The sequence below is a fragment of the Streptomyces sp. MMS24-W38 genome (assembly GCF_059889265.1).
In genome coordinates, this window is record NZ_JCBCPP010000001.1 from 559,933 (window position 1) to 573,485 (window position 13,553).

General features: G+C 72.1%; 11 protein-coding genes and 4 pseudogenes. 5 read left to right on the top strand and 10 right to left on the bottom strand.

Annotated features, from left to right (window positions below; translation table 11 throughout):
* Positions 1–71 precede the first annotated feature (71 nt).
* Together AC6F7H_RS01525 and AC6F7H_RS01530 are read left to right on the top strand one after the other, a co-directional pair.
* The gene (locus AC6F7H_RS01525; RefSeq protein ID WP_500754703.1) at positions 72–272 is read left to right on the top strand and encodes an NAD-dependent epimerase/dehydratase family protein; all 201 of its coding nucleotides are present in this window, start codon (positions 72–74) and stop codon (positions 270–272) included.
* Positions 273–571: 299 nt separating this feature from the next.
* A complete protein-coding gene (locus AC6F7H_RS01530) occupies positions 572–1,774 on the top strand; it encodes a S8 family peptidase (protein ID WP_500754704.1) in 1,203 nt (400 codons plus the stop codon).
* 103 nt (positions 1,775–1,877) lie between these two features.
* On the opposite strand, the gene AC6F7H_RS01535 is transcribed toward AC6F7H_RS01530, so the two are convergent.
* Together AC6F7H_RS01535 and AC6F7H_RS01540 are read right to left on the bottom strand one after the other, a co-directional pair.
* Positions 1,878–2,519: a response regulator gene (locus AC6F7H_RS01535; protein WP_381220668.1), complete on the bottom strand. Its 642-nt coding sequence runs from the start codon at positions 2,517–2,519 to the stop codon at positions 1,878–1,880.
* Positions 2,507–4,489, bottom strand: coding sequence for a sensor histidine kinase (locus tag AC6F7H_RS01540; RefSeq protein WP_500754705.1), 1,983 nt, complete (start codon positions 4,487–4,489; stop codon positions 2,507–2,509). The genes AC6F7H_RS01535 and AC6F7H_RS01540 overlap by 13 nt, the downstream gene beginning before the upstream one ends.
* A 162-nt stretch (positions 4,490–4,651) precedes the next feature.
* Here AC6F7H_RS01540 and AC6F7H_RS01545 point away from each other — a divergent pair, with 162 nt between their 5' ends.
* A complete protein-coding gene (locus AC6F7H_RS01545) occupies positions 4,652–5,014 on the top strand; it encodes a hypothetical protein (protein WP_109381677.1) in 363 nt (120 codons plus the stop codon).
* Positions 5,015–5,090: 76 nt separating this feature from the next.
* Positions 5,091–5,207, top strand: a pseudogene (locus AC6F7H_RS01550) (integrase); the annotation flags it as partial.
* A 42-nt stretch (positions 5,208–5,249) separates the two neighbouring features.
* Here AC6F7H_RS01550 and AC6F7H_RS01555 read toward each other — a convergent pair.
* From AC6F7H_RS01555 to AC6F7H_RS01575, 5 genes and pseudogenes are all read right to left on the bottom strand, one after another.
* On the bottom strand, positions 5,250–5,444 hold the full coding sequence (locus AC6F7H_RS01555) for a hypothetical protein (RefSeq protein WP_500754706.1): 195 nt from the start codon (positions 5,442–5,444) through the stop codon (positions 5,250–5,252).
* A 213-nt stretch (positions 5,445–5,657) separates the two neighbouring features.
* Positions 5,658–6,155: a peptidylprolyl isomerase gene (locus tag AC6F7H_RS01560; RefSeq protein WP_500761608.1), complete on the bottom strand. Its 498-nt coding sequence runs from the start codon at positions 6,153–6,155 to the stop codon at positions 5,658–5,660.
* 213 nt (positions 6,156–6,368) lie between these two features.
* Positions 6,369–7,133: pseudogene (locus AC6F7H_RS01565) on the bottom strand (GNAT family N-acetyltransferase); the annotation flags it as partial.
* Positions 7,105–7,399: pseudogene (locus AC6F7H_RS01570) on the bottom strand (IS701 family transposase); the annotation flags it as partial. The pseudogenes AC6F7H_RS01565 and AC6F7H_RS01570, both read right to left, overlap by 29 nt.
* A 322-nt stretch (positions 7,400–7,721) precedes the next feature.
* Positions 7,722–9,872 carry a hypothetical protein gene (locus AC6F7H_RS01575; protein ID WP_500754707.1) on the bottom strand — a complete coding sequence of 717 codons (2,151 nt, stop codon included), beginning with the start codon at positions 9,870–9,872 and terminating at the stop codon, positions 7,722–7,724.
* Positions 9,873–10,145: 273 nt separating this feature from the next.
* Between AC6F7H_RS01575 and AC6F7H_RS01580 the strand changes: the two genes are divergently transcribed.
* Entirely contained in the window at positions 10,146–10,286 is a 141-nt protein-coding gene (locus tag AC6F7H_RS01580; protein ID WP_500762190.1) for a hypothetical protein, read from the top strand.
* A 268-nt stretch (positions 10,287–10,554) separates the two neighbouring features.
* Here the strand turns inward: AC6F7H_RS01580 and AC6F7H_RS01585 are convergent, their stop codons facing one another.
* The 3 genes and pseudogenes from AC6F7H_RS01585 to AC6F7H_RS01595 all read right to left on the bottom strand — a co-directional run bounded on the left by AC6F7H_RS01585 (position 10,555) and on the right by AC6F7H_RS01595 (position 13,345).
* The gene (locus AC6F7H_RS01585; RefSeq protein ID WP_500761610.1) at positions 10,555–10,617 is read right to left on the bottom strand and encodes a hypothetical protein; all 63 of its coding nucleotides are present in this window, start codon (positions 10,615–10,617) and stop codon (positions 10,555–10,557) included.
* 94 nt (positions 10,618–10,711) lie between these two features.
* Positions 10,712–10,924 (bottom strand): annotated as a pseudogene (locus tag AC6F7H_RS01590) (AAA family ATPase); the annotation flags it as partial.
* A gap of 501 nt (positions 10,925–11,425) precedes the next feature.
* Complete coding sequence (locus AC6F7H_RS01595) at positions 11,426–13,345, bottom strand: ABC transporter ATP-binding protein (protein WP_500754708.1); 1,920 nt, start codon at positions 13,343–13,345, stop codon at positions 11,426–11,428.
* Positions 13,346–13,553 lie beyond the last annotated feature (208 nt).

A 13,553-nucleotide genomic window follows, 5' to 3' on the forward strand; every position in this document is an offset into this window, starting at 1 on the left:
ACGCTGTCCTTGGTTTTGTTGCCGGCACACGGGAACAGGGGTCGTTTCACGGACCTCCCCTGCTGGAGTTGATGCCGGGACACGATGCAGTGGTGCGCTTCGCGGCACAGCCACGCGTGGACCGCTCGCCCGACGACGCCGCGGATTTCGTGCGCACGAACGTGTCTGGCACGCGGTCGGCGCTTCAGGCAGCACTGCGCACCGGGACCGTGCGCAGTGCCCGCTGCTCGAACCACGCCGTTCGTCCGTTTCCGCCTCGGGTACAAAGCTGACTGGACATCAATTTCTTCGGAAAACAGATCTTTTCGGTGGTCGCTGCGAGGGAGAAGCCCGCGTCGCGACGATCCGTCCCGGTGGCGGCGACACCGGCGATGAGGATGACCTCACCCGCTTCATGCGTGTGACATCTACATGTCAAGTCTCCAACTCCCTTGATTATACCCACCAGTTACCACACTCTTTACTCGGCCTTGGGCGGAACGCAGCGCTCAGGGCCGTGTGCGCGACCCCGCGCGCACCCCCACATCGCGCGCCACACCCAGGCGCGCTCGCCTGAGGAGGACCCCCTCACATGGCACAACCGCGTAGCAGGAAGATCCGCTTCGCCGCCCTCACCGGTGTTGCGACCGCCGCCCTTTTGGGCGGACTCACCGCGCTTCCCGCCCAGGCCGCCCCGGCCGAAGGAAAAGTGCTCGCCGCCGACTCCCCCACGGCCATCAAGGACAGCTACATCATCACGCTCAAGAAGACCGCGGGCTTCAAGTCCGCGTCGAGCAAGGGCAAGGGCCTGATCACCAAGTACGGCGGCACGGTGAAGAAGACGTTCGGCAGCGCGCTGAACGGCTACACGGCGAACCTCTCGGCGACCGAGGCCAGGAGACTCGCGGCCGACCCGGCGATCGCCTCGGTGGAACAGAACCAGAAGGTCCACCTCGACGCCACGCAGACCAATGCCCCCTGGGGCCTGGACCGCATCGACCAGGCGGCACGCCCGCTCTCCGGCACGTACACCTACCCGGACTCTGCGGGCAGCGGCGTGACCGCGTACGTCATCGACACCGGGGTGCGCATCACGCACTCGCAGCTCAGCGGGCGGGCCTCGTACGGCTACGACGCCGTCAGCGGCGGCACGCCGTCGGACGGCAACGGCCACGGTACCCACGTCGCCACCACCATCGCGGGCTCCACCTACGGCGTCGCCAAGAAGGCCAGGATCGTGGCAGTCCGCGTGCTCAACGCCAGCGGCTCGGGCACCACGGCCGGCGTCATAGCGGGCGTCGACTGGGTCACCAGGAACCACTCCGGCCCCTCGGTCGCCAACATGTCGCTGGGCGGCGGCGCCTCCGCCTCCCTGGACGCGGCCGTGCGCAACTCGATCGCCAGCGGTGTCACCTACGCGGTCGCCGCAGGCAACGAGAACGCCAACGCGTCCTCCTCCTCCCCCGCCCGGGTCACCGAGGCGATCACGGTCGGCGCCACCACCAGTACGGACGCCAGGGCCAGCTACTCCAACTACGGCTCGGTCCTCGACCTCTTCGCCCCCGGCTCCTCGATCACGGCGGGCTGGCACACCAGCGACACCGCGACCAACACCATCTCGGGCACGTCGATGGCGACACCTCACGTCGCGGGCGCGGCCGCGGTCTACCTCGCGGGCCACACCACGGCCACCCCGGCACAGGTTTCCGCGGCCCTGGTGAACGGCGCCACTTCGGGCGTGGTCACCAGCCCGGGCTCCGGTTCGCCGAACAAGCTTCTGCGTCTCGTCCCGTGACATCCCGTCAGATGTGAACGTCGTTTCCCGGCGGCCGCCGTGCCTCCGGGAAACGGCACTTTCCCGGCCGGCGAGCGGACGGAGTCCGCTCGCCGGCCGGGCGTCAGGCCCGGTTGAGGTAGAGGAGCACGGCCAGTACGCGGCGGTGGTCCTCCGCGGAGTTGGCCAGGCCGAGCTTGGTGAGGATCGAGCTGACGTGGGTCTCGACCGTGCGATGGGTGAGCCACAGCCGGCGGGCGATGCCGACGTTGGTGCGGCCCTCCGCCATCAGCGCCAGCACCTCGCGCTCGCGGGCGGTCAGGGAGGCCAGCGGATCGGCGGCCCGGTGCGCCCCGATCAGACGCGACACCACCTCCGGGTCGAGGGCGGAACCCCCGGCCGCCACCCGGCGCAGCGCGTCCAGGAAGTCGTCGACGTCGAACACCCGGTCCTTGAGCAGGTAGCCGAACCGCCCCCGGGACACCAGGTCGACGGAGTGCCGGGTCTCGACGTGCTGGGAGAGCAGGACGATCCCGAGCTCCGGATGGGCGTCGCGGATCCGCCGGGCCGCCCGGACGCCGTCGTCGGTGAGATCGGGCGGCATCCGGATGTCGATGACCGCCAGATCGGGGCGTGTGGCCATGACCGCGGAGACCAGCTCCGGGGCGTTGTGTGCCTTGGCCACGACCTCGTACCCCGCGTCGGCCAGCAGGCGGGCCAGACCTTCCCGGAACAGCGCCGAGTCCTCGCCGATCACCACGCGCACGGCAGCACCGCCTCCACCAGGGTGCCGCCACCCGCCGGGCTGGACAGCCGCAGCGTGCCCCCGGCCGCCTCGACCCGGTCCGCGAGCCCGGCCAGCCCGGCGCCGGGGCGCATCGCCGCGCCGCCCGGCCCCTCGTCGCCCACCCGCACCGTGACCCGGTCACCGACCCGGCTGACCCGGACGCCGATCGGGACCGGGCCGGCGTGCTTGACCGCGTTGGTCATCGCCTCGCTCGCCACGTAGTAGGCGGTCATCGCCACGTCGTCGGGCAGTTCGTCGACGCAGACCTCCAGCGCCACCGGTACCGGTGCCTGGCCGGCCAGCATGGCCAGCGCGTTGCCAAGCCCGTCGTCCAGGCTGCTCGGCCGCAGACCATGTGCGATCTGCCGCAACTCGACCACGGCCGCGGCAAGTTCGGCCACCGACCGGTCGAGCAGGTCGTCGACGTCGACCGTGCCGTCGTCCAGGTGGCGCTGTGCCAGGCGGATCGCCATGCCCAGGGAGACCAGGCGCTGCTGCGCCCCGTCGTGCAGGTCGCGTTCGAGCCGCCGCCGTTCCTCGTACCCGGCGTGCAGCAGCCTGGCGCGGCCGGCCTCGGCCTCGGCCAGCGCCCTGCTGACCTCGATGCGCAGCCGGACCACCTCGACCAGCAGCGCGCAGGCGGACGCCACTTCGCGCAGCAGTTCCCGGCTGCCGGTCGTGCCCCGCACGATCGCCCCGATGTCGTGCCCGCCGAGCCGGACCGGCGCCACGTGCGCCTGCCCCGGGTCCAGCGCCGCGCCCGCCGCGTCGACCAGCCCGGACGCGCTGGGAAGCCGGTAGCCGACCCGGAGCAGCGGATCGCGCAGCGCCTCGCGCAGCGCCTGCTCCAGCTGCTCCGGCCGGGCCTGTCCGGCGTGCATACGACCGCGCAGCCCCTGAACGGTCGTCAGCGCGGCCTGTCGCGCGGGGTAGAACCGCCCGTCGGCCCACCGCTGGAGCCGGGTGCGCAGCGGGGACAGCGCGGCGGCACAGACGGCGGTGGCAGCGGCGGCCGCGACCGGTGAGGACCGTCCGGCGCCGAGGCCGGCCACGAACGAGGCGGCCGTGTAGAAGCCCAGCAGGATCGTGGTCACCAGGCCGTAGGTGACGGCGGTGCTGATCGCCCGGTCGATGTCGTAGAGGTCGTGCCGCAGGATCGCGATCGTGGCCGCGGCCGGAATCGCCAGGGCCGCCGCCACCAGGCCGACGACCGCCAACTCCGGCCCCCCGAGGAACAGGTAGCCGGCCCAGCACAGCAGCAGCGTCAGCGGCAGGAAGGCGGCACCGAGCGCGAACCACTTGAGCTGCGCCCGCCTCACCTCGTCGGCCGCCCGCCGGTAGCGGACGACCACCGCCGCCGCGGACGCGATCAGCAGCCCGAGGAAGACCGGCAGCAGGGCGAACGCCACCGCGCGCAGCACCGGGAGGCAGGGCTCGGGCACCCGCACAGGGTGCGGCATCGCCTCGAACGGCGGCCGGAACGGTGCGGGGTCCAGCGCCGCGATCAGCATGAACAGCGTCGGTACGGCCAGCAGTCCGGCCGCCGCCCACCGCCGGCGGCGGCCCGGCAGCCTCCCGTCGGGGAAGACCAGCATGAGCAGCGCGGCCGGGACGTACAGGAACATCCAGTCGCCCTGCCGCAGGGCCGCGTACCACTGCGCGACCGGCAGGCCCGGCCTCCGCGCGAGGAGCAACCCGCACAGCTCGCCGACCGTGAGCCACACCGCCGTAGCGCCGACCAGCACCAGCAGCAGCCCGACCACGCTGTCCGGACGGCGCACCGCCACCACCACGCCCAGCACGACGGAGGGCAGCCCGAACGCCACACCGATCGCGAACGCCGTGGTGGCGCCCCCGTCACCGCCGAGCACCGCCAGGATCACTCCGGCGGCTGCCAGCACGCTCGTCAGGACCGCGGCGGCGACAGCGAACAAACCCCGAGTTGCCACGCACCCAGGGTAGGACTTTGGTCACCTGGAGTGAATACGTGGCAGCACGGAGAACGGTTCCGGGCCCGCCCCGATCCGCGGACCCGACCCGCGAACCCAGACTGCGGACACGACACCGGTACTTCCGGCACCGGTACTTCGTCCCGCACTCAGGAGGACCACGTGAACCGCACCCGCCTTCTTGTCACCGGACTGGTTCTGTCCGGCCTGCTCGGCCTCATCGACGTGATCTCGCTGCCGTTCGGCGACGGTGAGCACCCTCCGGTCGCGGTGGCCGTCGTGGGTGCCGTACTCGGGCTGATCACCCTGGTCGGCGCCGTTCTGGCCTGGCGGGGCAGCCGCGCCGGCGCGGTGGCCGTGATCGTCACCCGGCTGCTGTCGGGGCTCAGCGCCGTCCCGGCGTTCTTCGTCGACGACGTGCCCGGAGCGCTGGTCGGCGCGGTCGCGTTCGCCCTCCTCGTCACCCTCGCCGGCGTCGCGCTGGTCGCCTCGGCACTGCGGACGCGCGCCGTGACGGAGGGGTGACCACGACCTCCACCACGGCGGACACCGCCCCGGCGCGCCATCAGCCAGATACATCACGGACAACGTGACAACGCCGCGCCGACGCAACGCCAACGCCCGCCACTTCGGCCTGCTCGCCGCCCCACGCCGGGAACGCACCCGCGTCCGCAGCGAGAAGGGCATCCGCTGGGGCGGGCGCCCCCTCGCAGCCTGACCAACCCGGCGCTCTGTGGCCGCTTGCCTTCGCCGTAACCGCTCAGCTGTCCGGGCCTACTGCCGCGCGGTCTGCCTGCTGCGACTCCACCGCCCTCCCCGGCACCAGGACGGCAAGGGTGCTGCGCGCTTCACGCCGCAGCGTGCGGCGCCGAGCAAAGGTCGCAGTCAGAGCGAGGATCGAGACCGTGCCCCCGTAGAACACAGCGGCGATCGTGGAGAGGAGCCCGATCGTCATCGGGCACGCACCTTTCTTCCCCCGTTCGGCCCGCCCGGCTCACAGCCCGGGGTGGGCGTTGATGCGTTTCCTCCCCACCATACGTGCGCCGTCAACTCCCCCGGCGTCCAAACTCATCACTGTCCGGGAGCCGCCCATGGCCACGGCCGCGTGCCGATTCCCGCCGAGGGGCGCGTCGGTCGGACGCCCCTCGGCGGCGCCGGCAGCGAATCGTCAGAGCTGGCCGGACTCGGCGATAGTGATCTTCGCGGAGGTACGGCCGTTGGAGGAGCCGAGGGCCTCGATCTTCTTGACGAGGTCCATGCTCTCGGTGTCGGCGACCTCGCCGAACACCACGTGCTTGCCGTCCAGCCAGTCCGTCACGACGGTCGTGATGAAGAACTGCGAGCCGTTGCTGTTCGGGCCCGCGTTGGCCATGGACAGCAGGCCCGGCCGGTCGTGCTTGAGGGTGAAGTTCTCGTCGGCGAACTTCTCGCCGTAGATGCTCTTGCCGCCGGTGCCGTTGCCCCGGGTGAAGTCGCCGCCCTGGAGCATGAAGTCGGGGATGACACGGTGGAACGACGAGCCCGCGTAGCCGAAGCCCTTCTCGCCGGTCGCGAGGGCGCGGAAGTTCTCCGCCGTCTTGGGAACCACGTCGCCGAACAGGTTGAAGACGATCCGCCCGGCGGGCTCGTCGTTGATGGTGATATCGAAGTAAACCTTGGTCGTCATGCCCCCATCTTGACATTCCACCGGGTACCGCTCGCCTCCCACCCTGCCATCGCACGGGCCCGCCGGTAAGACCGCTGTGCGGACCTGCGCAGTGGCCCTGCCCCGGTCCACTCCCAGACCGTTCTGCCCGGCAGGGCGTGCGGGAACAGGCTGTGCACCGTGCCGGTCGGGCAAAGGGGCTTCTTTCGCGTCGACGCCGTAGCGGTGTACTCCGGCGCCCTGTTCGACGAGGAAGTGGGTGCACTCCGCGAGGAGGTCGTAGGCGTAGCCGTGACCGCGCTGTTCCGGGACGACTCCGATGAAGCCGATGGTCGGCCCTGAGGGGTTGTGGGCCGGGATGTGGACGCCCGCCAGGTCGCCCTCCGGCGTGTGCGCGACCTGCCACCACTCCCGCGGGGAGGGGCACCAGTGGAAGAAGTCGAGTTCCTCCTGGGCGGCCCGGTCGAGGCCGCCCTCCTCGATGGCCCTGAGCGCGTGGGCGTCCAGGGTGACGGAGTGGATGCGGCGCAACGCGTCGAAGAACACCGTGTCGTCGGGTTCGGCGCCGAAACGCAGGCGTCCGGGCCGCTCGGGCAGACCTCGTTCCGGGGTCCAGCGGTACCGGAGGCGTTCCACCAGGAGTTCGTACCCGGCGGCTCGTGCGGCGGCGAACCGTGTCTCGGCGGCGGCGCGCAGGTCGGGCTCGTCCCGCCAGCCGGCCGGCAGATTGATCTCGAGTTCGACCTGCCAGGGGGCGGAGCGCAGGAGTTCGGCCCCCGCCTCCTCCTCGCCCTCGGCCACGTCGAACCAGTTGATGGTGAGGGGCTCCGGGTCGTCGGGGCCGCCCCACCACGCGCCGCGTGCGACGACCTCGCCGTCGCGCAGGGCGACGCGCATCCAGTCGGGGCGGAACCGGGTGCGCCGGTGGCCTTCACGGGTGCCCAGGGGGTCGGGGAGTTCGCCGGTGGACCGGTTGGCGTCGGATGAGCAGGTGCTGATGGCTGCCGGTGTCGATGTGGATCCAGGTCCAGTCGTAGTACCGCGGTCCTTTCGCACCGTTTCCGGCGCTGTGCCGCTGCCAGGCGGCCGGCTACGGTATCGGCGCGGGCGGGAGTGCGGCCGTGGTTGATCCTCACCCGTGTCGAGCAGGCGACGGCCAGGACATGACCGATGCCGCGTGCCTCGAGGGCGGCGCGGAACTGGGGTTCCTGGCCGTAGGCTTCGTCGCCGGTCGCCCAGGACGCGGCGGTCCCGGCGTCCGGCTCGACAGCGAGGGACCAGCCGTCTGACCGGCGCCGTGGGGGCAGTACCGGGCCGGACGCGCTGTGCCGGGTGATGCCGACGCACGGCCGGGTGCTCGAACAGGTGAGGGCCTGCTGGGTTCGGTGTGGACTGTCACATCCGCACCGCCACTCGGCAGGCCCTCGTGTCCGCCGTGACGCCTCGCTGCTCCTGCCGCACCAGCGGCGCGAACATCTCCCCGCCGAACTCCCCGACCGTCGCGCCTGGCAAAGCCCTGCCGGGCCCGGGCGTTGGTACGCAGCAGGGTGGGCGCGTCTGCGGGCTGTCGGCCGGGGCCGGGGCATGTCAGCGGCGGCGCCCGGACGATGCCCGCTGCGCCGTCTTCTTCGCGTGGGCCGCCGCGTCTGCCACCGTGCGGTCCGGGTGGTGGGCGTGCAGGGCGTCCAGGATGCGCAGCGACGTGCCCGGGTCAGCCTCGGCCAGGGCGTCGACGAGGGCTGCAGCGCCGCCGGGCCAGGCGGCGGCCGCCGTGTCGAAGGCGGGGAGCAGGGTCGTCGGCGGGATGTCGGCCGCGTCCGGGACGCCCGTCTCGCCCACGTCGTACCGGCGCTTCACATGGCCGAGCATGTCGTCGATCCAGCGCTGGTCCAGCTCCTCGACGAGCACCGTGGCGCGGGCGGTGAAGGGGACCGTGTCCTCGGGGACGGACTCTCCCCGGGCCAGCAGCAGCCCGCGGGCGGCTGCCCCGGTCACCGGGTCGGTGAGCGCGGCGCGCAGCACCGTGCCGGGGATCGCGGCGGCATCGAGGCGGGCGAAGTACTCGGACGTGCGGGCGGCATCGGCCTCGTCGGCCCTGGCCGCGGAGACGGCGTCGAGCAGTTCGCCCCATGCCTCGTCCGTGCCACCGCGGTGCGCGGCCCACGCGGCAAGCGTGGCGGCGGCGATCCGGGTGGGCCAGTGGCGGGTGGCGGCCACGGTCTCGGCCGCGTTCCACTCCGCCACGGTTTCCCGGCCGGGGGCGGCCACATGGCCGACGGTGAGCACGTGGCGCATGACGGCGGCGCCGAGCGGGGTGAGCCCGTAGGTGTCGCCGGTACGGAAGACGCAGCCGGTGGCGGCCAGTCGGTCCACGAGCGACGCCAGTTTGTGTGCGGGGTCGTCGAGTTCGGCGCGGTCGGCGTCCGTGACGGCGGGCGTCCCGAGGAGTTGGGACAGCTCCTCGGGCGACGGGAGCTCGTAGGCGTCGGGGGCGTCGCGCGACACGGGCGTCGGAGCGTCCTCCAGTTCGGGCGGCAGGCCGTCGGACTTCGCGTCGGCGATCTTGCGGGCGACCGAGTCGGGGGTGCTGCCTCGTTCGTACAGCGAGTAGAGGAGGTGCGCTGCGTCGAACGAGTACGCCTCCTGCGGGCCGGTGACCGGCGGCAGCCGTTCGGCCTGGGCGGCCAGGACGTCGGCGGCCAGCTCGAGCAGCTCCTGCGGGGTGCCGTCGGCCCACACGGCGGTGGCGGGGCCGGGTAGGCCGCAGCGTTCCGCGATGTCGCGCAGCTCGTCGTCGAAGGTCCCGGCCGCGAGCGCCGCGGGTAGCGGGGCGGCGTGCAGCAGGTCCGGGATCTCGTGGGGCGAAGGGACCGCCGGCGGGGGCGGCAGCGGGACGGACGAGTCGCCGTAGTAGTCGAGGTGTTCGTCGAGCATGCGGTCGGCGAGCGCGACGTGCGGCATCGCCTCCGGGGCGGGGGCGAGTGCGGCGTGCCGGGCGGTGAACGCCTCGGCGAGCCCCGCCGCGGTCCACCGGTCGGTCAACGCATCGGCGATGCGCTCCAGCTCACTGCCGAGTGCGTCGTCGGGACGTCGGTCGTCCAGCGGCGGTGCGGGCAGCAGCGGGCCCGCCGGTGATGCCTCGCGGGTGTCGCGGGCGAACGCGGCGAGCAGCGCCTCGCTGAGACGGATCCGCACGGCGAACGTCCGTTCCGCGAGGTCGAAACGGTGCAGCGGCTCGGGCAGGGCCGGCCGGTCGGCGTGCGGGGTGCTCTCGTAAGCATCGAGCCAGGCCCCCACGGCGGCGGGATCGTCCGGGTCGACACCGTCGGCGGTCAGCAGTGACGCGTACCAGCGGTGCCAGGTCAGATTCGCCGGGTCCGCCATGGCGCGGCGGAAGCCGGGCACGGCGTCCTCGACGGCGGCGAGCAGGCGCGCGTGACGCTTGGCGTTGAGCCGGCCCGCTGCCCGGACCCGGTCGGCGAGGGTGCTGAGGACGCCGGGCAGGGCGTCCAGCTCGTCGTCGCCGGCGCACAGCAGCTGCGGCAGGTCCTCGTGCAGCACCTGCCGCAGCAGGCCGGGGGTCGGCTCCGGCACTCCCGCCCTGCGGTCCGCTCCGCGCAGCGCGAGCATCGTCAGCACAGCGTCCGTGAGGCGCGCCGGCAGTGCGACGCCTCTCTCCCCCGTCGCCCAGCTGAGGAAGTCGTCGCGGCCGGTGTTCAAGGCGTTCGTACGAGTCACTCGTGGAGCGTATGAGTACGGGCGGCCCCGGTGATCCTTACGGGTCCGGGGTTAGCCCGATCGAGCGAGTGATACGTCTGTGCGGCCCGCTCCCCGGCACACCGGGCGGAGCGGCGGCGAGGCCGGCCGGAGCCCGGAGCCGGCAGGGGCGGGGCGAGGTGGGGGCGGGATTCGCGTGGTGACGACGAGTTCGCGTCGGGCGGGCAGTCGGCACTGCACACGGACGCCTCCGACACCACGTCCCTGCCCGATCTCACTCCCGCCGCCCAGGCGGTGACGCAGCTGCCCGGCGCGATCGGCGACGAGTGCCCGGGCGCTTTGACCCCGTGTCCCGAGTACGCGGTACGGGAGCTGTCGGCCCACGTCGAGGGGCTGTCCCTCGCCTTCCGGGACGCGGCCCGAGGATCGGCATGACGCACCTGAAAGCCTTCCGGGATCTCACCGACCAGCAGTCTGAACACCACACGGTGGACAAGCTGTGTCTCTTCCCCGTAGGAGACTTGACCCCAGCCCGGCCGCCCCTCCCCGTTGCAGCTGCCGGTACACAGCCGGCAGCCGGTATCCGGGTCCACCTCGATCTTGGCTTCCGTGCTGGAGGCCCTCAGTGGTGAGCGGGGATCTCGCCGACGGCGCCCGCCCGGACGCCGGACATGGCCTCGTCGATCCCGACGATCACCGTGTTTTACTTCGGCGCCATGGCCAGGTGCACGGTGGCCTGGGCCAGGGCGAGGCGGGCCTCGGGCATGCCGATGAGCTGCACCGTCCGGGCCGCGGCGACGGGCGGCCTGCAGGGCCGTGGGATCGGCCGGCCCGACGTCCTCGCTCGCGTGCACCACCAGGCGCCGCGCGATGAAGCGCGGGTCCTCGCCGGCGACGAGCATGCGTGCCAGGTGGTGCGGTGCCGCGTCGGGGTCCGAGCCGCGGATCGACTTGATGAACGCGCTGACGACGTCGTGGTGCTGGTCGCCCTGCCGGTCGTAGCGCACGGTGGTCTCGGCGACAGCCCTCTCCACGGCCGGGACGTCGACCAGGGTGCCGCCGGTGTCCGTCACCCCGTCGGCGCTCGCCTCCAGCGCGGTCAGCGCATCCGCGCGAAGGCCGCATCAGGATGGCTCCCGCCGGGGCCTCGCCGTATCACCCGCCATCACACTGCCCTCATCACAGGGGTTATGGCTGTGTGGTCCTGACCAGGTGGAAGACCTCCCGGGCAGCGTACGTTCGAGGCACCGGACGATTTCGCGTCGGGTCCTGCCCTCCTTGATGCGGCGTTCGTAGTGGTCCTGGGCGCGCGGGTCGAAGCGCGGGCGGATCCGCACGATCCGGTGCGGGGCGGCGTCGGCCTGCCGGTCGCCGCCACGGTTGGGACGACGGTACCGGCGACTGCCCGAGGAGCGCTCCACAGAGCTGACCTCGCACAGCGCGGCGAAGCCGGACCGCGTCAGCCGGCCCGGGAGCAGTCGTCGTTTTTCCTGCGGTGCTCCTCCGTCTGCCGCACGCGGGGACGTATCAGCGTGACGCCGCGTGCGGTCGAGAATGTCCGAGAACCGACTCGATCACGTGGACCAAGTACTCGTACGAGCATGCGACGACGCCCTGCGGGCCCCGTCCGGTGCCGGGTCGGCCGGCCCGGGCAGCCCGCTGGGACCGGCTTCCGGGACCGGGCATCCGAGGGCCGACTCGGTGTTCTCGCCGAGGAAGCCGCCCGACTGGTGCTGCCACAGCTTGGCGTAGGCACCGTTCACCGCGAGCAGCTCCTCGTGGGTGCCCTGCTCGACGACGCTTCCGCGGTCGAGGACGACGAGACGGTCCATACCGGCGACGGTGCTCAGGCGGTGGGCGACCACGAGGGCCGTACGTCCGTCCATCAGCCGCCACAGGGCGTCCTGGACGAGGAGCTCGCTCTCCGAGTCCAGCGCGCTGGTCGCCTCGTCGAGCAGCAGGATCGGGGCGTCGCGCAGGATGGCCCTGGCGAGGGCGACGCGCTGGCGCTGGCCGCCCGAGAGTTTGACTCCCCGCTCCCCCACCAGAGTGGCGAAGCCGTCCGGGAGTTGGTCGGCGAACTCCGTGACGTGCGCGGCCGCGGCCGCCGCGTGGACCTCCACGTCGGTGGCGCCGGGCCGGGCGAAGGCGATGTTGTCCCGCAGGCTGCGGTGGAACATCGCGGGTTCCTGCGGGACGTAGGCGATCAGTGAGCGCAGGTCGGCCTGGCGCAGCCGGCTGATGTCCTGCCCGCCGATCAGGACGCGTCCGTCGTCGATGTCCGCCATCCGCAGCAGGAGCCGGGTGAGCGTGCTCTTGCCGCCGCCGGACCTGCCGACCAGACCGATCCGCGCGCCTGCGGGCACGTCCAGGTCGAGTCCCTGGAAAATCGGCTTCGCACCCGGGTGGGCGAAGGTCACCGCCTCGAAGCGGACGCCGGTGTCCCGTGGTGCGAGCGGTTCGGGTTCCGCCGGGTCGAGCACGGTGGGCGGATCCAGCAGCAGCTCCGTGAACTGCGCGGCCTCGGTCATCGAGCTTTCCAGACGCCGGTAGATCTGGTTGAACTCGAACATGATCTGGGTCGCGTTGGAGTAGTAGGTGAAAGCGACGACGATCTCCTCCACTCCCTGGCCCGATCCGCCGAAGGCGACGGCGACCAACAGACCCAGCACGTTGGTCAGCACGGACATGGGGGCGATCAGGGTGTCGACGCGCAGATTGCCGTAGTCCCACGATTTCAGCGTCAGGCGCCGGGAGTCCGCGACACGGCTGCGGTGTTCGTCGGCCTCCCGCCGCTCGGCCGCGAACGCCCGGATGGTCTCCATGTTCATGAGACTGTCGGCGACGTGGCCGGAGACCCGGGCGATCGCCGCCTCACGGTCGTTGACGAGCCTCTGCCGACGCCGGATCAGCGGTGTCGCGGCCACCACGGTCAGCACGATCATCACCAGAAGGCCTACGACGAGCATCGGTTCGTAGCTCCACAGCACCACGGCACCGAACACCAGGGGGACGAGGCTGCCCACGATCCGGTACGTCAGCGTGTCGACGAAGTCCTCGAAGCGCTTGCCGAAGCTGAGCACCCGTTTGGTCAGGGAGCCGGCGAAGTTGTCGTGGAAGAACGCGGCGTCCTTGGCGAGGAGTTCGTCCATGCCGCTCACGTACAGGTGCTCCATGCCGAGGGCGTCCACGCGGTTCAGGCAGTGCTGCCCGACCCGCCACACGGCCTCGGCGAGCAGCAGCGTCACGCCGAAGCCCAGCACGTACGGCAGCGCCGAGCTGAGGGTGAGACCGCCGTCGCCGGCGGCCTGCCCCGCCAGTTTGGCGATCAGCAAGGGGGCGACATAGCGGATTCCGATGTTGCCCACGGCCGGCAGCAGCAGCGCGGGCAGGGCCAGCAGTCGTAGTCGCAGCAGTTCCCGGCCGTAGCGGCGCAGTGCCAGAACGACCGCGCTCCTGCCCGGCGTCGGTCCTCGCGTATCGGTTGTCCCCATCACTCTCCCGGAAGTTCGGAAGTCGGAAGTTTCCCGTCAGGGGAGGTTCTCAGTCCAGGCATTTACCGCGGACTGGCGAGAACCGGACACCGCTGCGTCCGGCGTACGCAGCGGTCGTATCCGGTGGTGAGCTCGCGGTGGTCGGTGCAGCCGTCGTCATAGTTCAGAGTTCAGGGCCCGGCGCACGGCGGGCTCAGCGCGGCCGGTG

Coding starts and splice junctions, on each gene's coding strand:
- AC6F7H_RS01530 (WP_500754704.1), top strand. CDS start 572: ATGGCACAACCGCGTAGCAGGAAGATCCGCTTCGCCGCCCTCACCGGT.
- AC6F7H_RS01560 (WP_500761608.1), bottom strand. CDS start 6,155: ATGACGACCAAGGTTTACTTCGATATCACCATCAACGACGAGCCCGCC.
- AC6F7H_RS01525 (WP_500754703.1), top strand. CDS start 72: ATGCCGGGACACGATGCAGTGGTGCGCTTCGCGGCACAGCCACGCGTG.
- AC6F7H_RS01555 (WP_500754706.1), bottom strand. CDS start 5,444: ATGACGATCGGGCTCCTCTCCACGATCGCCGCTGTGTTCTACGGGGGC.
- AC6F7H_RS01595 (WP_500754708.1), bottom strand. CDS start 13,345: ATGGGGACAACCGATACGCGAGGACCGACGCCGGGCAGGAGCGCGGTC.